The organism is Streptomyces lucensis JCM 4490, assembly GCF_014650035.1.
In the GTDB taxonomy this organism is placed as follows: Bacteria; Actinomycetota; Actinomycetes; order Streptomycetales; family Streptomycetaceae; genus Streptomyces; species Streptomyces lucensis.
Genome location: NZ_BMUE01000002.1, coordinates 366,748 through 393,458, shown reverse-complemented (window position 1 = coordinate 393,458; position 26,711 = coordinate 366,748). Strand labels below are relative to the sequence as shown.

Here is a 26,711-nt window from a genome sequence, read left to right as displayed (position 1 = left end):
GTCCGGTCACGCCGTCTTCTGCTCCCCCGAACCCCGGCCCCGCGCGTCCCGCGGGATGAGGGTCGGGTTGACGTTGGAGAGGACCACGTCGGCCGTGATGACCACCCGGGCGACGTCCTTGCGGGACGGGACCTCGTACATCACGCCCTGGAGGACCTCCTCCATGATGGCGCGCAGGCCGCGGGCGCCGGTCTGGCGGAGGATGGCCTGGTCGGCGATGGCCTCCAGCGCCTCGCGCTCGAAGTCCAGCTCCACGCCGTCGAGTTCGAAGAGGCGCTGGTACTGCTTGACGAGCGCGTTGCGGGGCTCGACGAGGATCTTCAGGAGCGCCTCGCGGTCCAGGTTGTGGACCGAGGTGATGACCGGGAGGCGGCCGATGAACTCGGGGATCATGCCGAACTTGACCAGGTCCTCCGGCATGACGTCCTCGAAGACGTCCTTGGACTCCAGCTCGCGCTTGGACAGGATCGTCGCGCCGAAGCCGATGCCCTTCGCCCCCGCGCGGGCCTCGATGATCTTCTCCAGGCCCGCGAAGGCGCCGCCCACGATGAACAGCACGTTCGTCGTGTCGATCTGGATGAACTCCTGGTGCGGGTGCTTGCGCCCGCCCTGGGGCGGGACCGAGGCCGTGGTCCCCTCGAGGATCTTCAGCAGCGCCTGCTGGACGCCCTCGCCCGACACGTCGCGGGTGATCGACGGGTTCTCGCTCTTGCGCGCGACCTTGTCGATCTCGTCGATGTAGATGATCCCGGTCTCGGCCTTCTTGACGTCGTAGTCGGCCGCCTGGATGAGCTTCAGGAGGATGTTCTCGACGTCCTCGCCGACGTAGCCCGCCTCGGTCAGCGCGGTCGCGTCGGCGATCGCGAACGGGACGTTCAGCATGCGCGCCAGGGTCTGCGCGAGCAGGGTCTTGCCGGAGCCCGTGGGGCCCAGCAGCAGGATGTTGGACTTCGCCAGCTCGATGGCGTCGTCACGGCCGCTCCCGCCGCCGTTCTCGCCCGCCTGGACCCGCTTGTAGTGGTTGTACACCGCGACGGAGAGCGCCTTCTTGGCCGCTTCCTGGCCGACCACGTAGCCCTCGAGGAACTCGTAGATCTCGCGGGGCTTGGGCAGCTCCTCCCAGCGGACCTCGCTGGTCTCCGCGAGCTCTTCCTCGATGATCTCGTTGCAGAGGTCGATGCACTCGTCGCAGATGTACACACCGGGCCCTGCGATGAGCTTCTTGACCTGCTTCTGGCTCTTGCCGCAGAACGAGCACTTGAGCAGATCGCCGCCGTCACCGATGCGTGCCACGGTGTGCTTCCCCTTCGCCTGGGAGACGCCTGGACACTGGGTCCAGCGGCTCCTGGTGCTGCCTTATGTCCGACGGTACCTTGCCGGGCCCGGTGTTCGGGCCCCCCTTGGCAGGGTTCACTTTGACGTGCACCGTGCCAAGAGGGGCAGAAAGTACGTCCTCCGGGTCAGCGGACCGCGGAGTTGTTCAGCTTGCGGGTGGAGATGATCTGGTCGACGAGGCCGTACTCCAGCGCCTCCTCGGCCGTGAGGATCTTGTCGCGCTCGATGTCCTCGCGGATCTTCTCGATCGGCTGGTTCGAGTGCTTGGCCAGCATGTCCTCCAGCTGCTCCCGCATCCGGGTGAACTCCTTGGCGATGATCTCCAGGTCGGAGAGCTGCCCGCGGCCGGTGGAGCCGGCCGGCTGGTGGATCAGCACGCGGGAGTTCGGCAGCGCCATGCGCTTGCCCGGGGTGCCGGCGGCGAGCAGGATGGCGGCGGCCGAGGCCGCCTGGCCCATGCAGACCGTCTGGATGTCGGGCTTCACGAACTGCATCGTGTCGTAGATCGCCGTGAGGGCGGTCATGTCGCCGCCGGGGCTGTTGATGTAGATCGAGATGTCCCGGTCCGGGTCCATCGACTCCAGGCACAGCAGCTGCGCCATGACGTCGTTGGCGGAGGCGTCGTCGATCTGGACGCCCAGGAAGATCACGCGCTCCTCGAAGAGCTTGGCGTACGGGTCGTACTCGCGGATGCCCTGGGAGGTGCGCTCGACGAAGCGCGGGATGACGTAGCGGCTGTCGGGGCGGGGCCCTTCGTACAGGCCGCTGGCGGCGCCGGGGAAGTTGCTCATGGGGTGTTCACCGTCCTGGTGGCGTTCTGGGGGCTTGAGGTCTCGGCGGTGCGTGGCGTGGCCGGGCCGGTCAGGCACCGGTGCCGCCGCCTCCCGGAACACCCGAGGCGTGCGTGATGATCTCGTCGATGAGACCGTACTCCTTGGCCTCTTCCGGGGTGAACCAGCGGTCGCGGTCGCCGTCGCGGATGATCGCCTCGACCGTCTGGCCGGAGTGCTGAGCGGTCAGCTCGGACATGCGCTTCTTGGTGCGCAGCAGGTACTCGGCCTGGATCTTGATGTCCGAGACGGTGCCGCCGAGACCGGCGGAACCCTGGTGCATCATGATGTCCGCGTGGGGCAGCGCGAAGCGCTTGCCGGCGGCGCCGCCGGTGAGCAGGAACTGGCCCATCGAGGCGGCCATGCCCATGGCGATGGTGACCACGTCGTTCGGGATGTACTGCATGGTGTCGTAGATCGCCATGCCGGCCGTCACAGAGCCGCCGGGGCTGTTGATGTAGAGGTAGATGTCCTTGTCCGGATCGGCGGCAAGGAGCAGAAGCTGTGCGGTGATCTTGTTGGCGATGTCGTCGTCAACCTGCTGGCCGAGGAAGATGATCCGCTCGTTGAGCAGCCGGTTGTAGACCTGGTCGCCGAGGCCACCACCGATGGAAGGCTCGCCGGCGGCGGAGGGCATCAGATTCGTCACGTATCCACCTGCTCGTCTTACGACGGCGCCGGGCCGTCTCACGTCGTCCTGCCGGAGGCTTGGCGGGGGGTCTCAGGAGACTCCCCTGCCCCCGTATTCATGGACCCTAACGCGCGGGTCCCTTCGGGGAATCCCGGAGATGGGAGTGTTCGCCGGGGGCGTAGCGCTCCGCAGGGGGGCCGGTGCTCTTCGTGGGGGGCGGCGCGTCCCGGGCGGGGGAGCGCGTCCCGGGCGGGGGAGCGCGTCCCGTGCGGGGCGGCGCGTGCCGTGAGAGGCGGGCGCGTCCCGTGCGGGGCGGCGCGTCCCGTGCGGGGCCGGTGTGGTGGTGGCCGGGCCGCGAGTGCGCGGCGGGGCTCGTCACGCGGTTCCCCGCGCCCCTCGGGGGCGGCCGGCCGGTCCCGCGACGCGAACGGGCCCCGGGGAGATCCCCGGGGCCCGTCGTACGTGCGTCAGAGGCGCCGTGGGGCGGTTCAGCCCTCGGTCTTCTCCTCGGAGGCGGTCTCGGTGGCCTCGGCCTCGGCCGACGCCTCCTGCGTCTCCTCGTCCTCGTCGTCCAGGTCGACGACCTCGCCGTTGGTGTCCTTCACCGTGGCGGCCTCGACGACGACGGCCAGGGCCTTGCCGCGGGCGACCTCGCCGACCAGGAGCGGAACCTGGCCGCCCTCGACGACGGCCTGGGCGAACTGGTCGGGGGACATGCCGGAGGAGGCCGCACGCCGCATGAGGTGCTCGGTGAGCTCCTCCTGGTTGACGTTGAGGTTCTCCTTCTTGACCAGCTCGTCCAGGACGAACTGGGTCTTGATGCCCTTGACCGCGGCCTCGCGGGTCTCGGTGTCGAACTCCTCGGCGGTCTTGCCCTGGATCTCCAGGTACTTGTCGAGGGTGAGGCCCATCTGGCCGAGCTGGTGGTGCTCCAGGTTGTGCTTGCGGGTGTTGATCTCGTCCTCGAGCAGCTTCTCGGGGACCGGGACCTCGACCAGCTCCAGCAGCTTCTCCAGGACGCGCTCCTGGGCCTGGGTGGCCTGGTCGAACTGCTTCATGTTGGCCAGGCGCTTGCGGCTGTCGGCCTTCAGCTCGTCCAGGGTGTCGAACTCGGAGGCGAGCTGCGCGAACTCGTCGTCCAGCTCGGGCAGTTCGCGGGCGGCGACCTGGGTGACCTTGACGGTGACCTCGGCCTCCCGGCCCGCGGCGGAGCCGCCCTTCAGCTCGGAGGTGAAGGTGGCCTCCTCGTCGGCGGACAGGCCCTTGACGGCGTCGTCGATGCCGTCCAGCAGCTCGCCGGAGCCGATGGTGTAGGACACGCCGCTCGCGACACCGTCCTCCAGGACCTCGCCGTCGACCTTGGCCTCGAGGTCGATGGTGACGACGTCGCCGTCCTCGGCGGCGCGCTCGACCGGGGAGGTGGAGGCGAAGCGCTCGCGCAGCTGCTCGACCGACTTCTCGACGTCCTCGTCGGTGACCTCGACGGCGTCGACCTCGACCTCGATGCCGGAGTAGTCCGGGATCTCGAGGGCCGGGCGGATGTCGACCTCGGCGGTGAAGTTCAGCGTCTCGCCGTCCTTCAGCTCGGTGATGTCGACCTCGGGCTGGCCGAGCGGGTTCAGCTCGGCCTCGTTGACCGCCTCGGTGTAGAACTTGGGCAGCGCGTCGTTGACGGCCTCCTCCAGCACCGCACCGCGGCCGAACCGCTGGTCGATCACGCGAGCCGGGATCTTGCCCTTGCGGAAGCCCTTCACCGTGACCTGCTGGTTGATCTTCTTGTACGCCGCGTCGAGGCTGTCCTTGAGCTCCTCGAAGGGCACCTCGACAGTGAGCCGAACCCGGGTCGGGTTCAGGGTCTCCACGGCGCTCTTCACGGTTCGGTCTCCTTGTGGCTGACTTCTTGGTTTCTGCCGGAGCCAGACTGGTCCGGCGGATTTCGCCGCCCGGAGGAGTTCGTAGGCCGAGTGGGCCGGGACACACGGGCGCGCAGTCTGCATACTAGCCGCAGCCGGTCAGCGCCCCAAAGGCGATCATCACGACGTCGTGAGCCGGTGGTCGGGGTGGCGGGATTTGAACCCACGGCCTTCCGCTCCCAAAGCGGACGCGCTACCAAGCTGCGCCACACCCCGTCTGGTGCGACACGTAGGGTACATGCCCCGGCCGGTCGCGTCGGCCGCATTACGGGAGGGGCCGGGGCGGTCGCGCAGCGTCGCCGCCCGCCGCCGGACCGGCACGTTGGCCTCGGCGGCGGGCGACCCGCTACGATGCTCTGCAGTGCCGCGGTCACCGACCGGCGACACACTGTCGCGGGCGTAGCTCAATGGTAGAGCCCTAGTCTTCCAAACTAGCTACGCGGGTTCGATTCCCGTCGCCCGCTCTGTACGGCTCAGGGCCAGGTCAGAGGATCATTCCTCCGCCTGGCCCTGATCGTTTTCCGGGGGCGGTCCGGGTGGCACTGCGCGCCGCACCCGTACGGGTGACAGCGGGGCCGGGCCGGGTCGCGCCCGGGTCCGCGGGAGGCGCCGGCGGTCCCCGCCGGTCAGAACCTGATCGAGTTGATGGACTCCGCTATCGAGTTCAGGAACCGGTTGATGGACGGCGCCATGCCGGTCGAGGCCAGGAAGAAGCCGAAGAGGATCGCGACGATCGCCGGGCCGGCCTTGATGTTCCCCCCTCGGATCAGCACCACCAGGATGATCGCCAACAGCAGCACCACGGACAGTGAAATGGCCACACTGATCACACCCTCGGTCGGTCCGCTCTCCCGGCCCGGAGGTGCGCCCGCGCACCTCCGCCAGAACCATCGTGCCACCAACCCGGCCTCCCCATGCGGAACGTGACACAACGTCGGCGGCCAAGCCGGGGCGGGCAAGGTACTCCGCGGTAATTCGAAGCGCTCCGCCGTGTGACCGCCCTGAGAATTCCGCGAGTTCGTTTCGTTCTCCACACATCCCGCGGGCAGGTAATTGGAATTGATGGCACAGAGAGGCCGTATGCCCCATTTAGTCGGGATGAATCGGTACATCGGGGGTGAGTTGGCGTCGCGGATGTGCGCACGATCACGTGAACAGGGGTGGCAAGTTCTGCGAATCAGGGGGTATCCGAAGGCGATAACCAGGAATGGCCGAGGGGGTTTTACGGAATGCCACAGACGACGCTAGGGTGCCAGAGATGTTTGACGCCGCCCCGCTCCCCGGCCAGAACCGCAGGCCACTCCCCCCGGCACAGCCGCCGGCGGACGGAGTGCCCCGTCCGCGTACTCCCATGAGTACGCAGGAGCGGCAGACGAAGGCGGACAGACCCGGCAAACAGCGTGACGCGTTCTTCGACAACGCCAAGTACCTGGCCATCGCGTTCGTCGCGATGGGGCACGCCTGGGAGCCGCTCAAGGGCGACAGCCGGACCGTGGAGACCCTGTACACCATCGTGTACACCTTCCACATGCCGGCGTTCATCATCATCTCCGGCTTCTTCTCGCGCAGCTTCGACATGCGCCCGGACCGGCTGAAGCGGCTGATCACCGGTGTCGCGGTGCCGTACGTCCTGTTCGAGACCGCGTACTCGGTCTTCCGGAACCTCGTCACCGGCTCCGACGACGGCGTCACCCTGCTCGATCCCTGGTACCTGACCTGGTTCCTGGTGGCCCTGTTCGTCTGGCGGCTGACCACTCCGATCTGGAAGCTCGTGCGCTGGCCGCTGCCGCTCGCCCTCGGCATCGCCATGCTCGCGACCGTCACCCCGGAACTCGGCAACGACTTCGACGTGCAGCGCGTCCTGCAGTTCCTGCCGTACTTCGTGCTGGGCCTGAGCATGAAGCCCGAGCACTTCCACCTGGTGCGCCGCCGCTCGGTGCGGATCGCCTCGGTGCCGGTGCTGGCGGCGGCGTTCGTGGTCGGCTGGTGGGCGGCGCCGCGCATGAACGCCGCCTGGTTCTACCACCGCGACGCCGCTCAGGAGCTGGGCGGCCCCTGGTGGTCCGGGCCGATGATGACGCTGGCCCTGATGGGCTGCTCGCTGGTGCTGACGGCCTGCTTCTTCGCCTGGGTGCCGCGGCGGAGGATGTGGTTCACCGTCCTGGGCTCGGGCACCCTGTACGGCTACCTGCTGCACGGCTTCCTGAAGAAGTACGGCGACTACCAGGGCTGGTTCGAGCACTCCTGGATGCACCGCCCGGCCGGCGAGATCGCCGTGACCGCCGTCGCGGCCGCCGTCGTCACGCTGCTGTGCACCCCGCCGGTGCAGCGCCTCTTCCGCTTCGCGATGGAACCGAAGCTTGAGTGGGCGTTCAGGCAGGACGCGGTCGAGCTGGCCCGTGGGCGGCAGCAGAAGGAGCGCGAACGCGAGAAGGTCGGCGCCTGACGCACCGGGTCACCCCTGGCCCGGACTCTCCCGCGCCAGGCCGAGCAGTGCGCGCATGTGCGCGTACTTCCCGGTCAGCCGGGCCCTCGTGGCCTCGGGCAGGACGGCGAGCCGCCGCGGATCGCTGTTGTGGGCGAGGTCGGACTCCTTGACCAGCCGTGCGCCCGGCGTGGCGAGGATCCGGCGGGCGTACTCCTCAGGCGCCTCCCCCGGCCGTTTGGTGAGGGCGTCCACGATGGCCCTGGTGCGCTCGGTCAGGGCCGCCGCCGCCAGCCACTGCCGGGTGAGCGCATCGTCCTCGACGGCGTCGTGCAGCCAGGCCGCCGCGATCTGCTCCGGGTCGCCGCCACGGGCGCGGACGCCCTCGGCGACGGCCGCGAGGTGCTCGGCGTACGGCCGTCCCGCCTTGTCGGTCTGCCCGTCGTGCGCCGCGCGGGCGAGCGCCTCGACCTCGGCCAGGGTGAGGGGTGTCTCGGTCACCCCTTCAGTCTCCCCCGCCGCCGGGCCGCTCAGCGGACGGCCGCCGAGGCGTCACGGCAGATGAGCAGGAGGGCGCGGTCGTCGTTGACGTCCTTGGCGACCGCCTCGATGAGGTGCCAGGCGGCACCGTGGAAGCCGCCCGCGACATAGCGGTCCGCCTCGCCGGTGAGGCGGTCGATGCCCTCCACGATGTCCCGGTCGGAGGTCTCCACCAGCCCGTCCGTGAACAGCATCAGTACGTCACCGGGCCGCAGCGAGCCCTTCGTGGAGTCGAACTGGGCGCCGTCGTACACGCCGAGCAGCGGCCCCTCGGCCGCCTTCTCCTCCCAGCGCCCGCTGCCCGCGCTCAGCTGGAGTCCCGGCGGATGGCCAGCGGAGTACAGCTCGTAGTCCCCGGAGTCGAGGTCGAGGACCAGGTGGATGGAGGTGGCGAAGCCCTCGTCCCAGTTCTGGCGGAGCAGGTAGCCGTTGGCGGCCGGGAGGAAGGCGTGCGGCGGGAGGGAGCCGAGGAGGCCGCCGAAGGCGCCCGACAGCAGCAGGGCGCGCGAGCCGGCGTCCATGCCCTTGCCGGACACGTCCGTGAGCACGACCTCCAGGGTGCGGCCGCCGTTGGTGCGGGCCGCGACGACGAAGTCCCCGGAGAAGGACTGCCCGCCGGCCGGGCGCAGCGCCATCTCGTGGTGCCAGCCCTGCGGCAGCTTCGGCAGCGCGCTCTGCACCCGGATGCGCTCGCGCAGGTCGAACAGCATGGTGCCGCCGCGCCGCCAGGGCACACCGACCCGGCTGCGGAACTGCGCGGTCAGCAGCCCGAAGAGGCCGGACGCCGCGACGACCAGGACCACGCCCGGCGTGACCCGCGAGGGCCCCTCGGTGTACGGGCCGAGCCGCACCGACTCGACGATCAGCGCGGTGGCCGCCGTCGCGTACAGGCCGAGCAGGCTCGCCGGGCGCAGCAGCAGACCGCCCGCGACGATCGGCAGGACCAGCGCGGCCGGCGAGAACCACACCGAGTTGCCGAGTGTCAGGGCCGCGAGGACGGGGATGGTGAGCAGCAGGCCGATGAGCGCGATCCAGTCCGAACCGTCCCCGCGGAAGTAGTCCACGGCGCTTCTGCGCAGGCCGACGCGGACCCGGTGCCACTGCATCCTGCACCGGGCCGTGAACGTCTCGGCCTTCGCGCGCCGCTCTCCTGCTGCCATCAGTTCGGGACCCTATCCATCGGACCGGCCCCTTGGCACGGGAGGTCCCACTTGTCCCTCGCCCGAGGCCTGCCGCTTGCTTCGTCCTCACAGTGAACGGCACCGGGGGCCATCTCGCCGCCACCCGGGAGAAATTCACTGGCTCGCCCCGCAATGCCCTGATAGGCATGGCTCATGGGGACTGAGCACGGGATCGAGCCGAGGACGCTGCACCCGGACGACTTCGACCGGTGGTGGGACCACCTGATCCGTGCGTTCGGCGGCGGCCCCGCCTCCCCCGAGGAGCGCGGACTGGACAGATCCCTCACCGAGTTCGACCGCGCCCTGGCCGTGTGGGACGGGGACGCGATCGTCGGCACGTCCGGCGCGTTCAGCTTCCGGATGACCGTGCCGGGCGGCGGCGAGGTGCCCACCGCCGGTGTGACGATGGTCAGCGTGGCCGCGACGCACCGGCGGCGCGGGGTGCTGACGTCGATGATGCGGCGGCTGCTGGACGACGCGCACACCAAGGGCGAGCCGCTGGCGGCGCTGTTCGCCTCCGAGCCCGCGATCTACGGCCGGTTCGGGTTCGGCGCGGCGACCTTCCAGCTCAGCGCCGAGATCGACACCGGCAGGGTCGCCCTGTCCCTGCCCGAGGGCGCCGACGAGGTGCGGGTGCGGTACGCGCCGCCCGCCGACGTCCTGAAGGAGTGCGAGGCGGTGTACGCGGCGCTGGTGCCCCGCCGTCCCGGCATGCTGGCCCGGCAGCCCGGCTGGGAGCGGGCGGGCCTGCTCGACCCCGAGAGCGGACGGGACGGGGCGTCGGCCCTGCAGTGCGTGGTCGCCGAGCGGGAGGGCTCCGTCACGGGGTACGCCCGCTTCCGCACCAGGATGGGCTGGGGGCCGAGCGGGCACGACGGCACGGTGACCCTGGAGGAACTGGCCGCGCTGGATCCGGCGACCGAGGCGGCGCTGTGGCGGCTGCTGTTCGGCATCGACCTGATGACGAAGCTGACGGTGCGGGGCCGGCCGGTCGACGAGGCCTGGCAGCACCAGGTCTCCGACATCCGGCGCTGCCTGCCGCGGCTGCGCGACGCCGGGTACGTCCGTCTGGTGGACGTGGGCGCGGGGCTGTCGGCGCGCACGTACCTGACGCCGGTCGACGTCGTGTTCGACGTCGAGGACTCCTTCTGCACCTGGAACGCGGGGCGTTGGCGGCTGACCGGGGACGCCGAGGGGGCGTCCTGCGAACGTACGACGGACACGCCGGACCTGTCCCTGTCCGCCCGGGAGCTGGGCGCTGCGTGCCTCGGCGGGGTGAGCCTCGTGTCGCTGGCGGCGGCCGGCCGGGTCCGGGAGCTTCGGCCGGGGGCGCTGACGCGGGCGTCTGTGGCCCTCGGTTCTCCGGTGGCGCCCTGGCTGCCGCACGGCTTCTAGGCCACTTCTGGGCCGTGTCCGGCGCCTTCGGGCGCCGGTTCACCGTTGCCGCCTTCCGGCGCCGGTTCACCGCTGCTGGCAGGTGGGGCACCAGAAGAGGTTGCGCGCGGCGAGGCCGGCGGTGCGGACGGCGTCGCCGCAGAGGTGGCAGGGCCTGCTGGCCCGGCGGTAGACGTACACCTCACCGCCGTGGTCGTCCACGCGGGGCGGGCGGCCCATCGCCTCCGGGGTGTGCGCGGGACGCACCGTGTCGATCCGGTTGTTGCGGACCCCTTCACGCATCAGTTCCACGAGGTCGGCCCACAGGGCGTCCCACTCGGCCGGGGTGATGTCCCGGCCCGCGCGGTAGGGGTCGATACCGTGCCGGAAGAGGACCTCGGCGCGGTAGACGTTGCCGACGCCGGCGACGACCTTCTGGTCCATGAGCAGCGCGGCGATCGTCGTGCGGCTGCGGGAGATCCTGCGGTAGGCCGTGCCCGGGTCGGCGTCCTCGCGCAGCGGGTCGGGACCGAGGCGGTCGTGCACGGCCCGCTTCCCGGCGTCCGTGATGAGGGCGCAGGTGGTGGGGCCGCGCAGGTCGGCGTAGGCGGTGTCGTTCGCCAGCCGCAGCCGGACGGTGTCGGCCGGAGGCGGGGCCGGGGCGGCGCCGAAGCCGACCTTGCCGAAGAGGCCGAGGTGGATGTGGACCCAGTCGGCGTCCCGGAAGCGCAGGAACAGGTGCTTGCCGTGGGCCTCGGTGGCGGTGAGCACGGCGCCGCCGAGCAGGTCCGCCGCGTCGGAGAACTTGCCCTGGGGGCTGGTGACGCGGGGAGCCGTGCCGGTGAAGCGGGCGGCGTAGTCCTGCGCCAGCCGGTGGATCGTGTGCCCCTCTGGCACGGTTCCCTGTTCCTTCCAGCCCCTGGGGCCCGTCTTCCCGGAAGTCAGTCCTGCTGCGGGTGGTGGGCCGGGATCGGGGGCAGGTCGCCGGTCGTCTCGTACGCCGACAGCATGTCGATGCGGCGGATGTGACGCTCGTCACCGGTAAACGGCGTGCTTAGGAAGATCTCGACGAACTTCGTCGCCTCCTCCGTGCTGTGCATGCGCGCGCCCACGGCCACCACGTTGGCGTCGTTGTGCTGACGGCCGAGCGCCGCCGTCTCCTCGCTCCAGGCCAGGGCCGCCCGCACGCCCTTCACCTTGTTCGCGGCGATCTGCTCACCGTTGCCGGAGCCGCCGATCACGATGCCGAGGGCGTCCGCGTCCCCGGCCGTCCGCTGCGCGGCACGCAGGCAGAAGGGCGGGTAGTCGTCCTGGGCGTCGTAGATGTGCGGCCCGCAGTCCACGGGCTCGTGGCCGGCGGCCTTCAGCCACTCGACGAGGTGGTTCTTGAGTTCGTAGCCCGCATGGTCCGAGCCGAGGTACACGCGCATGTCACGAGTGTGACACGCCCGTACCGGGGCAGCAGCCCCGGGTGCCGACGGGGCGGCGCCGGTGCCCGTGCCGGGGAGGAGCACATTCCGGAAATGTGAGTCCGGCCATAGATCCTCAAGGAAACCTCAAGTAACAATACGGATTCAGAGGTTCCCGAATTCGTACACCTCGGATTCACTGGACCGGCTCGTACACCGCTCGTGCGGGCAGCTCCACCTGGCGTAAAGGAAATCCGTCCATGACCCCTGGTTCGGGCCTTCAAGCAGGACTGAAGAACCGCCACCTCTCGATGATCGCGATCGGTGGCGTCATCGGAGCCGGCCTCTTCGTCGGCTCCAGTACCGGTATCGCTACCGCGGGACCGGGCATCCTCCTGTCGTACGCGCTCGTCGGCACGCTCGTCGTGCTGGTGATGCGAATGCTGGGCGAGATGTCGGCCGCGAACCCGACGTCGGGTTCGTTCTCCGCCCACGCCGACCGCGCGCTCGGGCGCTGGGCCGGCTTCTCCATCGGCTGGCTCTACTGGTTCTTCTGGGTCGTCGTGCTGGCCGTGGAGGCCACCGCCGGCGCGAAGATCCTCGAGGGCTGGGTCCCGGCCGTACCCCAATGGGGCTGGGCGCTCATCGTGATGGTCGTCCTGACCGCGACCAACCTGGTCTCCGTCGGGTCCTACGGCGAGTTCGAGTTCTGGTTCGCCGGCATCAAGGTCGTGGCGATCGGCGCGTTCATCGTCATCGGCCTGCTCGCGGTGTTCGGCGTGCTGCCGGGCGCCCACACCGACAAGGCGACGTTCGGCAACCTGACGAACCACGGCGGCTTCCTGCCGCACGGGCCGGGAGCGATCCTCACCGGCGTGCTGCTGGTCGTCTTCTCCTTCATGGGCAGCGAGATCGCCACCCTGGCGGCCGGAGAGTCGGAGGACCCGCAGCGCGCGGTCACCAAGTCCACCAACAGCATCATCTGGCGGATCGGCGTCTTCTACCTGGGCTCGATCCTCGTCGTGGTCTCGCTGCTGCCGTGGAACGACCCGTCCATCAAGAAGGACGGCTCCTACGTCGCGGCGCTGAACTCCCTCGGCATCGCGCACGCCGGCGAGATCATGAACGTCATCGTGCTGACCTCGGTGCTGTCCTGCCTGAACTCCGGCCTGTACACGGCCTCGCGCATGGCGTTCTCGCTCGGACAGCGCGGTGACGCGCCCAAGGCGTTCGCCCGCACCACCTCCCGGGGTGTGCCGATGACGGCGATCCTGTCCTCGGTCGTCTTCGGCTTCGTCGCGGTGTTCTTCAACTACAAGTTCCCCGACAGCGTCTTCCTCTTCCTGCTCAACTCCAGCGGCGCCGTGGCCCTGTTCGTGTGGCTGGCCATCTGCTTCTCGCAGCTGCGGATGCGCAAGATCATCCAGCGGGAGGCCCCGGAGAAGCTCATCGTGAAGATGTGGCTGTACCCGTACCTGACGTGGGTGACGGCCGCGATGATCGTGTTCGTCCTGGGCTACATGCTCACCGACACCGAGGGCCCGAGCAGCGGCCGCAAGACCGTGCTCCTGTCGCTGGGCGTGGCGGCGGTCGTGCTGGTGATCGCCTTCATCAAGGAGCGGATCACGGCGAACCGCCCCGCCCCGGTGGCGGAGGCCCCGGCCGACAAGGTGTCCGTCGGCTGATCCGGCCCCGGCCGGAAACGCTCCCCAACATGGCCGCATAACCTGTCGGAAGGTGACAGGTTATGCGGCCATGCTGCGTCCCATGACCTACAGCGACGCTGACGCGGACCTCGCCTTCCTCCGTCCCGGTGACCCGGGTTACGACGACGAATTAGCCGGCTTCCAGCTCGGCTTCACCCAGCGGCCCGACCTGATCGCGCCCGTCCGCTCGGCCGCCGGTGTGGTGGCGGCCGTCCGGCACGCGGCGGCCGGGGGCCTGCCCGTCGGGGTGCAGGCGAGCGGGCACGGGCTGCCCGACGGCTACCGGGGCGGGCTGCTGGTGACGACGAGGCGCATGAACGGGGTCACGGTCGATCCCGGGACCCGTACCGCGCGCGTGCAGGCCGGGGCGACCTGGGCTCAGGTGGTCGCGGCGGCCGAGCCGCACGGGCTGGCGCCCCTGAACGGCTCGTCGCCCGGTGTGGGCGCGGTCTCGTACACCCTGGGCGGCGGTTTCGGCATCCTGGCACGTGAGTTCGGCTACGCGGCCGACCATGTGCGGTGGCTGGAGGTCGTCACCGCCGACGGCGCGCTGCGGCACGTGACCCGGACCTCCGAGCCCGACCTGTACTGGGCGCTGCTCGGCGCCGGGCAGAACTTCGGCGTCGTCACGGAACTGGAGATCGGGCTCGTTCCGGTGCGGACGCTGTACGGCGGCTCGCTCGCCTTCGACGGGCGCGTGGTGGACCCGGCGGCCGTGCTGCGGGCGTACGAGGCCTGGACGCGGACCGTGCCGGACGGTCTGACCTCGTCCTTCACCGCCGTCGCGTATCCGGACGCGCCCACCCTGCCCCCGCACCTGCGCGGCACGTACCTCGTCTCGGTCACCGTCGCGTACACGGGTGAGGACGGCGAGGACGTCACCGCCCCGCTGCGGAAGATCGGCCCGGTGGTGTCGGACTCGCTGCGCGTGATGCCGTACGCGCAGAGTCACACCATCCACAACGACCCCCCGGCCCCGCACGCCTACTGCGGCGACAGCGCGGTGCTGCGGGAGCTGGACGTCGAGCGGGCCGGTGAGCTGCTGCGGCTCACCGGCCCGGAGGCGGACCTGATGTGTGTCGTGCTGGTCAACCACCTGGGCGGCGCGCTGGCCAGGCCGGCGCCGAACGCGGTGCCGTACCGGGAGGGGCGGTTCCTGGTACGGGTGGTGGGCGTCGGGGAGCGGGACCGGGCGCGGGCCGTGCTGGACCCGGCGTTCGCGCTGCTGGCCGACGACACGCTCGGCCGGTCGCTCAACTTCGCGTTCGGCGCGGGCGACCGCGGCGACGGGCTGTACGACCCTCAGACACGCAAGAGGCTCGCCGGGCTGAAGGAGACCTACGACCCGGCGAACCTCTTCCGCAGGAACCACGGCATCAGTTCCGACTGACGGACTGCCCCGTCAGCGCTTGCCGACGAGCTTCCAGGCGGTGGGCAGCACGCCCATCGCCAGGGCGGCCTTGAGGGCGTCGCCGATCAGGAAGGGGGTGAGACCGGCCGCGATCGCCTGAGACGCGGACAGGTGGGCGGCCAGGGCCAGGTAGGGCACGCCGACCGCGTAGATGACCGCCTCGCCCAGGATCATCGTGCCCGCCGTGCGCAGCGGGGAGCGGTCGGCGCCGCGGCGGGCCAGGGCGCCCACGGCCGCGGAGGCCAGCAGCATGCCGAGGACGTAGCCGAAGGAGACGGCGCCCGCGCCGGAGGCGCCGCCCGCGAACCACGGCACGCCGGCCACGCCCGCGATCGCGTACAGGGCGAGGGAGAGGAAGCCGCGGCGGGCGCCGAGCGAGGTGCCGACGAGCAGCGCGGCGAAGGTCTGGCCAGTCACCGGCACCGGGGACCCGGGCACCGGGACCGACAGCTGGGCCGCGAGACCGGTGAGCACGGCGCCGCCGAGCACGAGGGCGGCGTCGCGGACGCGGGACGCGGGGAGCAGGTCGGCGAGGACTGCGCCGGGGCGAGCGGTGGCGGTGGCGGTGCTCATGGGGACTCCGCGGGTGTCTGGGCAGGTGGGAACACCGTGACGCTATACCGGTGCCTGTGCGGTGATCACCGTCAGCGCTCGACAAAGGCTCGAACCGGCGCTTGGTGGGCTTCGCACAAAAACGGCGGGACACACCGGACACGGCGTGATGCCGGTCACTGAGGTGGAGTGGTCCGCGGAACGCGGGAGGGTGACGGGCCGTCTGTAGGGTTCCGCCAATGGGCCGGTGGCCGTCTCGCCCGTCGGTCGCCGTCTGGGCAGCGCGGGGGCGTTTTGCTAGCTTCGAGCGCATGGTTGCCCAGGCCCGGTACTTCACGTCGCGTCGCTACGTCGACCTGCGACGGCAGGGCACGGCCACCTGTCGCCGTCCGAGGTAGGGCGCCCCCCGGCGCGCCCTCGTTCCGAGAGACGTGTCGGCCCCGTTCCCGAGGACGGTTTCCCCATGCCCCGTACCGCGGTTCCCACCCTCGCCTCCCCCGTTCCGCGTGCCGCCGACAGCGACCGGCGGCGCACCAGTGCCAGCGTCGTGCTGCGTGCGGTGCTGGAGCACGGGCCGGTGGCGCGCAGCACCGTCGCCCGGCTGACCGGGCTGTCCCCGGCCTCGGTCACCGAGCACTGCGCCCGGCTCGCCGAACTGGGCCTGATACGCCAGTCGTCGGCGCCCCGGCGCTCGAACGGGGTCGGCCGGCCACACGTCCCCGTCGACCTCGACGGCCGCCGCTTCCTGGTCGCCGGGGTCCATGTGGCCGTGCCGTACACGACGGTGGCGCTGCTGGACCTGCGCGGCCGGGTGGTGGCCCGGCGGGAGCTGAAGCACGAGCGGACCGATCCGGGCCGGGTGCTGGCGCGGGCCGCGGACGGGCTCGCGGAGCTGTTCGCCGCGGTCCCGGACCGCCGTCCGCTGGGGGTCGGGGTGGCGCTCGGCGGCTGGGTGGACCGGGAGTCGGGCACCGTGGTGGAGCACGAGCTGCTGGGCTGGCGCGAGGTGCCGGTGCGGGCGCTGCTCGGCGCGCGGACCGGTCTGCCGGTCGAAGTGGACGGTCACGCGCGGGCGCTGGTGAACGCGGAGCGGCTGTTCGGGCGGGCCCGGGGCAGCCGCAGCGTGCTGCACCTGTTCATGGGCAACATGGTCGACGCGGCCTTCGCCACCAACGACGAGGTGCACCACGGGCCGCGTTCGGCGGCCGGGGCGATCGCCCACCTGCCGGTGCCGGGCGGCATCGAGCCGTGCGCGTGCGGCCGTACCGGCTGCCTGCAGGCGGAGCTGAGCGAGCGGACGCTGTGCCGGCGGGCGCGGGCGGCCGGGGTCATCGGCTCGGCCAACCCGATGCACGTGGTGGCCGCCGCGGCGGCCGGGGACGCGGTGGCCCGGCGGCTGCTGGTGGACCGGGCCCGGGCGACGGGCCGGGCGGCCGGGCTGCTGCTCGACGTGCTCAACCCGGAATCCGTGGTGGTGACCGAGGTGGGGGTCATGCACTTCGAGGACTGCCTCGCCGCGCTGCGGGAGGCGGCGGGCACGGCACGTGCGGCGGATGTCTACGCGACGAGTTTCCCGGATTCCGTACTCGCGACGGCGGGCGGTTCGGTGGCACTGGACACGCTGTTCCGGGATCCGTTCGGCGCGCTGCGAAGCCCGTCACCTGAGGCTATTTAATTCAGAAACTCGGAATGTTGACAGGGGGTGCGCATGGCCGGGAACATCCTGGTCATGGCCCCGCTCACGAGCTGTCGCACCCTCTGTTGCTGACACATTGCCGCGCATGAAGCGCGTGTTTCCCACTGCGTGAGTTCTCTTGCCCCGGATTCCCTTTCCTGGAATTCTTCCTGCCTTTTCCCTCTTTTCCTCCTGGGAGTCATCCCATGCACCGTCGTGTCTTTCTCACCTCCTTGCTGGGCGCGTCCGCCGCCGCCGTGGGCCTCAGCGGCTGCGCCGACGGCGACTCCGCCGCCCGCATCCAGGGCGCCGCCACCGAGCCGCTGGCCGACGAGGTCCCGGCCGGCACCAGCCTGAAGATCGCCTCCTACCAGGGCACCCAGCAGCTGCAGTTCCGGCTGGCGAAGCTGCCCAAGCTGCCGTTCACGGTGTCCACCTGGGTGAACATCGGGGCCGGACCGGACGTGATCAACGCGTTCCGCGCCAAGTCCCTCGACCTGGCGAACAACGCGGGCATCCCGCCGATCCAGGCGCACTTCCAGGGCTTCGACGCGAAGATCGTGGCGATCGGCGTCACCCGCAAGCCCAACTACCTCTTCGCCACCAAGCCCGGCAGCGACATCCGCACGGTCGGGGACTTCAAGGGGAAGAAGCTCGCCTTCTCGCAGGGCCAGGCCCAGGGGGTCGTCCTGCTGCGGGCCCTGAAGAAGGCCGGCCTGAAGTACGACGACGTCTCGCTGGTCCCGCTGACCAGCAACCAGTTCCTGACCGCGCTCCAGTCCGGCCAGGTCGACGTGGCCCCGCTCGCCAACAGCCAGGCACCCGCCTACCTCGAGAAGTACCGGTCCAAGGGCGCGCACACCATCACCACCGACGTCGTCGACCTGCTCAACCTGCTGTGGGCCCCGCAGTCCGTGCTCTCCGACCCGGCGAAGGCCGCCGCGGTCGCCGCCTACATCCCCGCGTGGGCCAAGGGCCAGGTGTGGGCGTACGAGCACCCGGACGCCTGGAACGAGGAGTTCTACGTCAAGACCCAGAACCTGACCCCGGACCAGGCCAGGTCCATCACCGCTCTCGCCAACAAGCCGCTGTTCCCGCCCAGCTGGGACGAGGCCGTCAAGTGGGAGCAGGAGACCGCCGACCTGCTCGCCGAGGGCGGCTTCGTGAAGAAGTTCGACGTCTCCTCGCTCTTCGACCACCGCTTCGAGTCCATCGCCGCCAAGGCCGTACCCGAGGAGTACCGCAGGTGACCACCGTGACCACGACGACCACGACCGCGGCGCCCGCCGCGGCGGCCCCGGACCCGCCCCAGGTCCGCAGGCGCCGCCGGCTCTCCCCCGGCCGCCGGTTGCCCGCCGCCCGGCTGCTCGGCCCGCTGGTGGTGCTCGCCCTGTGGGCCGCCGCCTCGGCCGCGGGGCGGCTCGACCCGGGCGCCATACCCGCCCCCTGGACGGTGGTGAGGACCGCCGGCCACCTGTGGACCGAGGGCACGCTGCCCACCGATGTGCTGACCTCCCTGGAACGGGCCGGCTACGGTTTCGCGATCGGCCTGACCGCCGGGGTGCTGCTCGCGCTCGCCTCCGGGCTCAGCCGGACCGGTGAGGCGCTGATCGACGGAACCGTCCAGCTCAACCGGGCGATCCCCACGCTCGGCCTGATCCCGCTGTTCATCCTCTGGCTGGGCATCGGGGAGACCTTCAAGGTCGCCATCATCGCGATCGTCGTCTACATACCGATCTACCTGAACACCCATGCCGCGCTGTCCGGCATCGACAGCCGCTTCGTCGAACTCGCCGAGGTGCAGGGCCTGTCGCGGCTCGCCTTCGTCCGGCAGGTGGTGATCCCCGGGGCGCTGCCCGGATTCTTCGTGGGGCTCCGGCTCGGTGTCACCGGCTCCTGGCTGGGCCTGGTGGTCCTGGAGCAGATCAACGCCACCAGCGGCCTGGGCTACCTGATGTTCCAGGCGCAGAACTACGGCCAGAGCGACGTCATCCTGGTCGGCCTGCTGATCTACGGCGTCTTCGGCCTGGTCTCCGACAGCGTGGTCCGCCTCATCGAACGGAGGGTGCTGTCGTGGCGCCGCACACTGAGCAACTGACCCGGCCCGCCGTCCGGCTGAGGGGCCTGACGCGTTCGTTCGGCGGCCGCGCGGTCCTCGACGGCATCGACCTCGACCTGCCCGCCGGACAGTTCACGGCCCTGCTCGGGCACAGCGGCTCGGGCAAGTCCACCCTGCTGCGGGCCGTCGCCGGACTCGACCACGGGGTGGCCGGGAGCGGGCGGCTGACCGCACCCGAGCGGGTCTCGGTGGTGTTCCAGGACTCCCGGCTGCTGCCCTGGCGCCGGGTACTGGGCAACGTCCTGCTCGGCCTGGACGGCAAGGACGCCGAGGAGCGCGGCCGGGCCGCGTTGGAGGAGGTCGGCCTGAAGGGCCGGGAGCGGGCCTGGCCCGGGGAGCTGTCCGGCGGTGAGGCCCAGCGGGCCGCCCTCGCCCGCTCCCTGGTCCGCGAGCCCGAACTCCTCCTGGCGGACGAGCCGTTCGGGGCGCTGGACGCGCTCACCCGGATCCGGATGCACAACCTGCTGCGCGACCTGTGGAAGCGCCACCGGCCGTCCGTGCTGCTCGTCACCCACGACGTGGACGAGGCGATCGTGCTCGCCGACCGGGTCCTCGTCCTGGAGAACGGCCGGATCGGCCTCGACCTGACCATCGACCGTCCCCACCCGCGCTCCTACCGCGAGCCGGTGCTGGGCGAGTACCGCGAGCGGCTGCTGGCCGCCCTCGGCGTCACGGAGGACCACGCATGACCCGCACGCTGCACCTCAACGCGTTCCTGATGAACACCGGACACCACGAGGCATCGTGGCGGCTGCCGGAGAGCGACCCGTACGCGCACGTCGACCTCGCCCACTACGTCGAGCTGGCGCGGATCGCCGAGCGCGGCACCTTCGACTCGCTCTTCCTCGCCGACGGCCCCCAGCTGTGGGGCAACCTCGCCCAGCGCCCGGCCGGCGCACTGGAGCCGCTCACCCTGCTGACGGCGCTGGCGACCGCCACCGAGCACATCGGCCTGATCGCCACCGCCTCCACCTCCTACAACTCCCCCTACAACCTGGCCCGCAAGTTCGCCTCGCTGGACATCATCAGCGGCGGCCGGGCCGGCTGGAACATCGTCACCACCGCCGGCGCGGAGGCCGCCCGCAACTTCGGCCTGGACGCCGAGCCCGCGCACGCCGAGCGGTACGCCCGCGCCGCCGAGTTCCTCGACGTGGCCCTCAAGCTGTGGGACAGCTGGGAGGACGACGCGATCGTCGCCGACAAGGAGGCCGGCGTCTGGGGCGACGACGGCAAGATCCACCCGCCCCGGCACCGGGGCGCCTACTTCCGCGTCGAGGGCGCCCTCAACGTGCCGCGCAGCCCGCAGGGCTACCCCCTGCTGGTGCAGGCCGGCTCCTCGGACGACGGCAAGGCCTTCGCCGCCCGGTACGCGGAGGCGGTGTTCACCGCCCAGCAGACCCTCGCCGACGCCCAGGCCTTCTACACCGACCTCAAGTCCCGTACCGCACGGGCCGGGCGGGACCCCGAGCACCTGAAGGTGCTGCCCGGCATCGTGCCGGTGCTCGGGTCGACCGAGGCCGAGGCGCGGGCGAACGAGCAGGTGCTGGAGGACCACATCGTGTACACGCACGGAGTGGCCCGCCTGGAGAACCTGCTGCACCTCCCGGCCGGCGCCCTGGAACTGGACGCGCGGCTGCCCGCCGACCTGCCGCCCGAGTCCGCCATCGAGGGTGCCAAGAGCCGCTACACCCTGGTGGTCGAGCTGGCCCGGCGCGAGCGGCTCACCGTGCGGCAGCTGATCGGCCGGCTCGGCGGCGGACGCGGGCACCGCACCTTCGCCGGGACGCCCGAGCAGGTCGCCGGCCAGATCGAGACCTGGTTCACGCGAGGAGCCGCCGACGGCTTCAACATCATGCCGGCCGTCCTGCCCTCCGGCCTGGACGCCTTCGTCGAGCACGTCGTACCGCTGCTGCGCGCCAGAGGCCTGCTGCGCACCGAGTACGGGCCCCGCCGGACCCTGCGCGAGCGCTACGGCCTGCCCCGCCCCGCCAACCAGTACCTGACCCCCGCGTTCGCCTGAGAGGAATCCCCCATGTCCCTGAAGATCAGCAGGATCACCGCGAACATCGGCGCCCGTGTCAGCGGCGTCGACATCTCCCGGCCGCTGGAGGCGCAGGAGGTCTCCGCGATCCGGGAGGCCCTGGGCGTCCACAAGGCGCTCGTCTTCGACGACGTCGACCTGGACGACGCGGGGCAGCAGGCCTTCGCCCGGCACTTCGGCGACCTGACCACCGCCCACCCGACCGTGGGCGCCGTAGACGGCGCGCCGAACGTGCTCCCGGTCGACAGCGAGCAGGGCAGCGCCAACCACTGGCACACCGACGTCACCTTCGTCCTCAACCCGCCCCAGGCCAGCACCCTGCGCTCGATCACGCTCCCGCCGTACGGCGGCGAGACCCTGATCGCCAACGCGGCGGCCGCCTACCGCGACCTGCCCGAGCCGCTGCGGCGCTTCGCCGACACCCTGTGGGCCGAGCACACCAACGACTACGACTACGCCGTGCCGCAGGAGGACATCGACGAGCAGAAGGCCGCCCAGCGCGCCGAGTTCACCTCCATCACGTACCGCACCGCCCACCCGGTGGTGCGCGTCCACCCGCTGACCGGTGAGCGCGGGCTGTTCATCGGCGGCTTCGCACAGCGGATCGCGGGCCTGTCGGTGGGTGAGTCCCGCAGGGTCCTGGACCTGCTCCAGGCCTACGTCACCCGTCCGGAGAACGTGCTGCGCCACAGCTGGTCGGAGAACCAGCTGGTGCTCTTCGACAACCGCATCACCCAGCACTACGCCGTCGACAACTACGACGGCCGGCCGCGCCGCCTGCACCGGGTGACCGTCGCCGGTGACGTCCCGGTCGGCGTCGAGGGCAAGGAGAGCTACTCGGTCGAGGGCGACGCCTCGCACTACACGCCGGTGCCCGCGGCGGCGTGACGGCGGGCTCACGCCGGGTGCGGTGGGTGTCCGGATACTGGGCGGCTCCCCCGCGTGAGCGGACGGGCCGCCCAGTATGGTGGAGTTTTTTCTTCCGCCTACGGACTGGACGAGTCGCGCCCATGCCCAGCAGCACGCAGACCGAGACGCCCCCGCAGCAGCGGGACGGCACTTCCCTCTCCCCCGGCCTCAAGCAGCGCCACCTGTCGATGATCGCCCTAGGCGGGGTGATCGGCGCGGGCCTGTTCGTCGGATCCGGCGCGGGTATCGCCGCCGCCGGCCCGTCCGTCGTCATCGCCTACGCGGTCTCCGGGCTCCTGGTGATGCTGGTGATGCGGATGCTCGGCGAGATGTCGGCCGCCCACCCGTCGTCCGGTTCCTTCTCGGCGCACGCCGAGCGGGCCATCGGCCCGTGGGCGGGCTTCGCCGCCGGCTGGTCCTTCTGGGTGCTGCTGTGCACGGCGGTCGGCCTGGAGGGCATCGGCGCCGCGAAGATCGTCCAGGGCTGGCTGCCGGGGACCCCGCAGTGGGCCTGGGTGGCCCTGTTCATGGTGGTGTTCTGCGGGGCGAACCTGGCCGCGGTGAAGAACTTCGGTGAGTTCGAGTTCTGGTTCGCCGCGCTGAAGGTCGGCGCGATCAGCCTGTTCCTCGTCCTGGGCGTGCTGGCGATCGCCGGGGTGCTGCCCGGTACGGACGCGCCCGGCACCGCCAACCTGGGCGACTTCCTCCCGCACGGCAGCGAGGGCCTGGTGATCGGCCTGCTGGCCTCCGTCTTCGCCTACGGCGGCCTGGAGACGGTGACGATCGCGGCGGCCGAGTCGCCGGACCCGGTGCGGGGCGTGGCCTCCGCCGTCCGCACGGCGATGTGGCGCATCGCCCTCTTCTACATCGGCTCGATGGCGGTCGTGGTGACCCTGGTCCCGTGGGACTCCAAGGAGGTCGTGGAGAAGGGCCCGTACGTCGCCACGCTCGACCACCTGGGCATCCCCGGCGCGGGCCGGCTGATGAACGTGGTCGTGCTGGTGGCGCTGCTGTCGGCGATGAACGCGAACATCTACGGCTCCTCGCGGATCGCCTACTCGCTGGTCCAGCGCGGCCTGGGCCCGAAGGCGCTGGCCAGGCTCTCCGGCGGCGTCCCCCGGATCGCGGTGCTGACCTCCTGCTTCTTCGGCTTCGTCTGCGTGCTGCTCAGCTACTGGCGTCCGGACGACGTCTTCCCCTGGCTGCTGAACATGATCGGCGCGGTGATCCTGGTCGTCTGGATCTTCATCGCCGTCTCCCAGCTGCTGCTGCGCCGCCGGATCGAGCGCGAGGCCCCCGGGAAGCTCGTGGTCCGCATGTGGGCGTTCCCGTGGCTGACCTGGCTCGCCCTGGCCGGCATGGCCGCGATCCTCGTCCTGATGGCCCGCGAGCACGACACCCGTCTCCAGCTGTACTCCACGGGTGCCATGACGCTGTCCCTCGCCGCGGCCGGCTACGTCCGCCAGCGCCTGCGCGCCCGTAGCTGACCCGGTGGCGGCGGGCCCGGCGGGCCCGCCGCCACCGGCGCCCACCATGAGCTTTCCCTGCCCACGTTGCATGGATATACATTTTCCCGCATACTCTTCCTATGTCCAAGGTCCTCACCTCCCTGCCCGCCGGCGAGCGCGTCGGCATCGCCTTCTCGGGCGGCCTCGACACCTCCGTCGCGGTCGCGTGGATGCGTGACAAGGGCGCCGTCCCGTGCACGTACACCGCCGACATCGGCCAGTACGACGAGCCCGACATCGCCTCGGTGCCCGGCCGCGCGAAGACGTACGGCGCCGAGGTCGCACGCCTGGTCGACTGCCGCGCGGCGCTGGTCGAGGAAGGCCTGGCCGCCCTCGCCTGCGGCGCGTTCCACATCCGCTCGGGCGGACGCGCGTACTTCAACACCACGCCGCTCGGCCGCGCCGTGACGGGCACCCTGCTGGTCCGGGCCATGCTCGAGGACGACGTGCAGATCTGGGGTGACGGCTCGACCTTCAAGGGCAACGACATCGAGCGGTTCTACCGCTACGGCCTGCTCGCCAACCCCCACCTGCGGATCTACAAGCCGTGGCTGGACGCGGACTTCGTGACGGAGCTGGGCGGCCGCAAGGAGATGTCCGAGTGGCTCCTCGCCCACGGACTGCCCTACCGGGACAGCACGGAGAAGGCCTACTCCACCGACGCCAACATCTGGGGCGCCACCCACGAGGCGAAGACGCTGGAGCACCTGGACACCGGCGTCGAGACCGTCGAGCCGATCATGGGCGTGCGGTTCTGGGACCCCGAGGTCGCGATCGCCGCGGAGGACGTGACGATCGGCTTCGACCAGGGCCGTCCGGTCACCGTCAACGGCAAGGAGTTCGGCTCCGCCGTCGAGCTGGTCATGGAGGCCAACGCCATCGGCGGCCGGCACGGCCTCGGCATGTCCGACCAGATCGAGAACCGGATCATCGAGGCCAAGAGCCGCGGCATCTACGAGGCGCCCGGCATGGCCCTCCTGCACGCCGCCTACGAGCGCCTCGTCAACGCGATCCACAACGAGGACACCGTCGCCCAGTACCACAACGAGGGCCGGCGTCTGGGCCGGCTGATGTACGAGGGCCGCTGGCTGGACCCGCAGGCACTGATGGTGCGGGAGTCGCTGCAGCGCTGGGTCGGCGCGGCGGTCACCGGCGAGGTGACGCTGCGGCTGCGCCGCGGCGAGGACTACTCGATCCTCGACACCGCGGGTCCGGCGTTCAGCTACCACCCGGACAAGCTGTCGATGGAGCGCACCGAGGACTCCGCGTTCGGCCCGACGGACCGGATCGGCCAGCTCACCATGCGCAACCTGGACATCGCCGACTCGCGCGCCAAGCTGGAGCAGTACGCGGGGCTGGGCATGATCGGCGCCACGGGTCCCGCCGTCGGCGCCGCCCAGGCGGCCGCGACCGGCCTGATCGGCGCCATGCCGGAAGGCGGCGCGGAGGCCATCGCCTCCCGCGGCGAGGTCTCCGAGGACGAGGAACTGCTGGACCGCGCCGCGATGGAGTCCGGCACGGACTGACCGCCTCGCGTGGACGAAGGGCCCGGCGCCGACGGCGCCGGGCCCTTCGCCGTTCCCAGGCGCCCGGACCTGTTGCTGATAGCGTGTAGTTGCAAGAGACTTGCAATAAGGTCCGGAGGGGATCGCCCATGCCCGTCTACACGCTGCCCGAGCTGCCCTACGACTACTCGGCGCTCGCGCCCGTGATCAGCCCGGAGATCATCGAGCTGCACCACGGCAAGCACCACGCGGCCTACGTGAAGGGCGCGAACGACACCCTGGAGCAGCTCGCCGAGGCGCGGGACCGGGAGTCGTGGGGCTCGGTCAACGGGCTGGAGAAGAACCTCGCCTTCCACCTCTCCGGGCACATCCTGCACAGCATCTACTGGCAGAACATGACCGGCCCGCAGGACGGCGGCGGCGAGCCGCTCGAGGCCGACGGGGTGGGCGGGCTGGCCGAGGCGATCAGGGAGTCCTTCGGTTCCTTCGCCGCCTTCAGGACCCAGCTGTCCAAGGCCTCGGCCACCACCCAGGGTTCGGGCTGGGGCGTGCTGGCGTACGAGCCGCTGAGCGGGCGCCTGATCGTGGAGCAGGTCTACGACCACCAGGGCAACGTCGGCCAGGCCTCCACCCCGATCCTGGTCTTCGACGCCTGGGAGCACGCCTTCTACCTCCAGTACCGCAACCAGAAGGCGGACTTCGTCGAGGCGATGTGGCAGGTGGTGAACTGGCAGGACGTGGCCCGCCGGTACGAGGCGGCCAGGTCCCGCACGGACGCGCTGCTGCTCGCGCCCTGAGGGCGCCGGGCGCCCGTGAGCGTCCTGCCTCGTGATCGTCTTCTCACCCTTCACGCGGCAGGCGGATGAACGGAGGACCCCCGCGAGGACGTGACTCGCGGGGGTCCTCCTGCGCGGGGGGCTACAGGTTGCTGAAGTCGGGGCCCTTGGTGCGGGTCCGCTTGATCTCGTAGAAGCCGGGGACGGAGGCCACGGCGATCGTGCCGTCCCACAGGCGGGCCGCCTCCTCGCCCTTGGGGGCGGGGGTGACGACCGGGCCGAAGAAGGCGATCTGCTCGCCGTCCGCGCCGGGGAGCGCGATGATCGGGGTGCCGACGTCCTGGCCGACCTTCTCGATGCCCTCCTTGTGGGAGGCGCGCAGCTCGGCGTCGAACTCGAAGTTCTCCTGGTCCGCGTACTCGATCAGCTCGGCGGGCAGGCCGACGTCCGCGAGCGCGCCGGCGACGGCCTCGACGGTCGGGCCCTCGCCGTTGTTGTGGAAGCGGGTGCCGAGCGCCGTGTAGAGCGGGCCGAGGACCGCGTCGCCGTGCTTCTGCCAGGCGGCGGTGACCACGCGCACCGGCTGCCACGCCTTGGTGGTGAGCATCTCCCGGTAGGACTCGGACAGCTCGTCCAGCCTGTCCTCGTTGAGGACGGCGAGGCTCATGATGTGCCAGCGGACCTCGATGTCGCGGACCTTCTCCACCTCCAGCACCCACCGGGAGGTCATCCAGGCCCAGGGACAGAGCGGGTCGAACCAGAAGTCGACGGGGGTCTTGCCGGACGCGGCCGGGGTCTCGGACATGGCTCTCCTTGCGCAAGCGTTCTTTCAATCGTCAACGACGTCGGCGCGAGGCGCATTCCCTGCTGC

The 26,711-nt window shown here is 71.0% G+C and carries 24 protein-coding genes and 2 tRNA genes; 14 read left to right on the top strand and 12 right to left on the bottom strand.

All coding sequences use genetic code 11. The features are described from left to right. Window positions 1–6: 6 nt before the first annotated feature. The 5 genes from clpX to IE177_RS05890 all read right to left on the bottom strand — a co-directional run bounded on the left by clpX (window position 7) and on the right by IE177_RS05890 (window position 4,925). Window positions 7–1,293 carry an ATP-dependent Clp protease ATP-binding subunit ClpX gene (gene clpX / locus IE177_RS05910; RefSeq protein WP_190013668.1) on the bottom strand — a complete coding sequence of 429 codons (1,287 nt, stop codon included), beginning with the start codon at window positions 1,291–1,293 and terminating at the stop codon, window positions 7–9. A 167-nt stretch (window positions 1,294–1,460) separates the two neighbouring features. Further along, a complete protein-coding gene (locus IE177_RS05905; protein WP_190013667.1) occupies window positions 1,461–2,126 on the bottom strand; it encodes an ATP-dependent Clp protease proteolytic subunit in 666 nt (221 codons plus the stop codon). 70 nt (window positions 2,127–2,196) lie between these two features. After that, on the bottom strand, window positions 2,197–2,802 hold the full coding sequence (locus IE177_RS05900) for an ATP-dependent Clp protease proteolytic subunit (RefSeq protein WP_107423707.1): 606 nt from the start codon (window positions 2,800–2,802) through the stop codon (window positions 2,197–2,199). 482 nt (window positions 2,803–3,284) lie between these two features. Next, window positions 3,285–4,670: a trigger factor gene (gene tig / locus IE177_RS05895; protein ID WP_190013666.1), complete on the bottom strand. Its 1,386-nt coding sequence runs from the start codon at window positions 4,668–4,670 to the stop codon at window positions 3,285–3,287. A gap of 178 nt (window positions 4,671–4,848) precedes the next feature. After that, window positions 4,849–4,925: transfer RNA gene (locus IE177_RS05890), tRNA-Pro, on the bottom strand. Window positions 4,926–5,102: 177 nt separating this feature from the next. Here IE177_RS05890 and IE177_RS05885 point away from each other — a divergent pair. After that, window positions 5,103–5,173: transfer RNA gene (locus tag IE177_RS05885), tRNA-Gly, on the top strand. A gap of 162 nt (window positions 5,174–5,335) precedes the next feature. On the opposite strand, the gene IE177_RS05880 is transcribed toward IE177_RS05885, so the two are convergent. After that, entirely contained in the window at window positions 5,336–5,530 is a 195-nt protein-coding gene (locus IE177_RS05880; RefSeq protein ID WP_030648672.1) for a hypothetical protein, read from the bottom strand. Between the two features lie 530 nt (window positions 5,531–6,060). Here IE177_RS05880 and IE177_RS05875 point away from each other — a divergent pair. Further along, complete coding sequence (locus IE177_RS05875) at window positions 6,061–7,155, top strand: acyltransferase family protein (protein ID WP_229815910.1); 1,095 nt, start codon at window positions 6,061–6,063, stop codon at window positions 7,153–7,155. A 9-nt stretch (window positions 7,156–7,164) separates the two neighbouring features. Here IE177_RS05875 and IE177_RS05870 read toward each other — a convergent pair whose 3' ends face one another. Together IE177_RS05870 and IE177_RS05865 are read right to left on the bottom strand one after the other, a co-directional pair. Further along, on the bottom strand, window positions 7,165–7,635 hold the full coding sequence (locus IE177_RS05870; RefSeq protein WP_190013664.1) for an HD domain-containing protein: 471 nt from the start codon (window positions 7,633–7,635) through the stop codon (window positions 7,165–7,167). 29 nt (window positions 7,636–7,664) lie between these two features. Further along, window positions 7,665–8,834, bottom strand: coding sequence for a PP2C family protein-serine/threonine phosphatase (locus IE177_RS05865; RefSeq protein WP_190013663.1), 1,170 nt, complete (start codon window positions 8,832–8,834; stop codon window positions 7,665–7,667). A 174-nt stretch (window positions 8,835–9,008) separates the two neighbouring features. On the opposite strand from IE177_RS05865, the gene IE177_RS05860 reads away from it, so the two are divergent. Continuing rightward, the gene (locus IE177_RS05860; RefSeq protein ID WP_190013662.1) at window positions 9,009–10,250 is read left to right on the top strand and encodes a GNAT family N-acetyltransferase; all 1,242 of its coding nucleotides are present in this window, start codon (window positions 9,009–9,011) and stop codon (window positions 10,248–10,250) included. A 66-nt stretch (window positions 10,251–10,316) separates the two neighbouring features. Here the strand turns inward: IE177_RS05860 and IE177_RS05855 are convergent, their stop codons facing one another. Together IE177_RS05855 and IE177_RS05850 are read right to left on the bottom strand one after the other, a co-directional pair. Then, window positions 10,317–11,126, bottom strand: coding sequence for an Fpg/Nei family DNA glycosylase (locus IE177_RS05855; protein WP_190013661.1), 810 nt, complete (start codon window positions 11,124–11,126; stop codon window positions 10,317–10,319). Window positions 11,127–11,170: 44 nt separating this feature from the next. Continuing rightward, a complete protein-coding gene (locus IE177_RS05850; protein ID WP_190013660.1) occupies window positions 11,171–11,659 on the bottom strand; it encodes a ribose-5-phosphate isomerase in 489 nt (162 codons plus the stop codon). Between the two features lie 239 nt (window positions 11,660–11,898). On the opposite strand from IE177_RS05850, the gene IE177_RS05845 reads away from it, so the two are divergent. Both IE177_RS05845 and IE177_RS05840 read left to right on the top strand, forming a co-directional pair. Then, window positions 11,899–13,323, top strand: coding sequence for an amino acid permease (locus IE177_RS05845; RefSeq protein ID WP_190013659.1), 1,425 nt, complete (start codon window positions 11,899–11,901; stop codon window positions 13,321–13,323). 82 nt (window positions 13,324–13,405) lie between these two features. Further along, entirely contained in the window at window positions 13,406–14,734 is a 1,329-nt protein-coding gene (locus tag IE177_RS05840; RefSeq protein WP_190013658.1) for an FAD-binding oxidoreductase, read from the top strand. 12 nt (window positions 14,735–14,746) lie between these two features. Here the strand turns inward: IE177_RS05840 and IE177_RS05835 are convergent, their stop codons facing one another. Further along, entirely contained in the window at window positions 14,747–15,328 is a 582-nt protein-coding gene (locus IE177_RS05835; RefSeq protein ID WP_190013657.1) for a biotin transporter BioY, read from the bottom strand. A 442-nt stretch (window positions 15,329–15,770) separates the two neighbouring features. On the opposite strand from IE177_RS05835, the gene IE177_RS05830 reads away from it, so the two are divergent. The 9 genes from IE177_RS05830 (at window position 15,771) to IE177_RS05790 (ending at window position 25,861) form a co-directional block, all read left to right on the top strand. Beyond that, entirely contained in the window at window positions 15,771–16,982 is a 1,212-nt protein-coding gene (locus IE177_RS05830) for an ROK family transcriptional regulator (RefSeq protein ID WP_190013656.1), read from the top strand. Between the two features lie 206 nt (window positions 16,983–17,188). Next, window positions 17,189–18,232, top strand: coding sequence for an ABC transporter substrate-binding protein (locus IE177_RS05825; protein WP_190013655.1), 1,044 nt, complete (start codon window positions 17,189–17,191; stop codon window positions 18,230–18,232). Then, window positions 18,229–19,080: an ABC transporter permease gene (locus IE177_RS05820; protein WP_373305032.1), complete on the top strand. Its 852-nt coding sequence runs from the start codon at window positions 18,229–18,231 to the stop codon at window positions 19,078–19,080. Before IE177_RS05825 ends, IE177_RS05820 begins: the two co-directional genes overlap by 4 nt. Continuing rightward, complete coding sequence (locus IE177_RS05815) at window positions 19,056–19,790, top strand: ABC transporter ATP-binding protein (protein ID WP_190013654.1); 735 nt, start codon at window positions 19,056–19,058, stop codon at window positions 19,788–19,790. Before IE177_RS05820 ends, IE177_RS05815 begins: the two co-directional genes overlap by 25 nt. Continuing rightward, the gene (locus IE177_RS05810; protein WP_190013653.1) at window positions 19,787–21,121 is read left to right on the top strand and encodes an LLM class flavin-dependent oxidoreductase; all 1,335 of its coding nucleotides are present in this window, start codon (window positions 19,787–19,789) and stop codon (window positions 21,119–21,121) included. Before IE177_RS05815 ends, IE177_RS05810 begins: the two co-directional genes overlap by 4 nt. Before the next feature lie 12 nt (window positions 21,122–21,133). Next, window positions 21,134–22,030: a TauD/TfdA dioxygenase family protein gene (locus tag IE177_RS05805; RefSeq protein WP_190013652.1), complete on the top strand. Its 897-nt coding sequence runs from the start codon at window positions 21,134–21,136 to the stop codon at window positions 22,028–22,030. Window positions 22,031–22,152: 122 nt separating this feature from the next. Continuing rightward, window positions 22,153–23,538, top strand: coding sequence for an amino acid permease (locus tag IE177_RS05800; protein WP_190013651.1), 1,386 nt, complete (start codon window positions 22,153–22,155; stop codon window positions 23,536–23,538). A gap of 101 nt (window positions 23,539–23,639) precedes the next feature. After that, window positions 23,640–25,085: an argininosuccinate synthase gene (gene argG, locus IE177_RS05795; protein ID WP_190013650.1), complete on the top strand. Its 1,446-nt coding sequence runs from the start codon at window positions 23,640–23,642 to the stop codon at window positions 25,083–25,085. Window positions 25,086–25,213: 128 nt separating this feature from the next. Next, window positions 25,214–25,861: a superoxide dismutase gene (locus IE177_RS05790; RefSeq protein WP_190013649.1), complete on the top strand. Its 648-nt coding sequence runs from the start codon at window positions 25,214–25,216 to the stop codon at window positions 25,859–25,861. Window positions 25,862–25,982: 121 nt separating this feature from the next. Here IE177_RS05790 and IE177_RS05785 read toward each other — a convergent pair whose 3' ends face one another. Continuing rightward, window positions 25,983–26,645 (bottom strand): mycothiol-dependent nitroreductase Rv2466c family protein, encoded by a 663-nt coding sequence (locus IE177_RS05785; RefSeq protein ID WP_190013648.1) that lies wholly within the window; start codon window positions 26,643–26,645, stop codon window positions 25,983–25,985. Window positions 26,646–26,711: the final 66 nt, after the last annotated feature.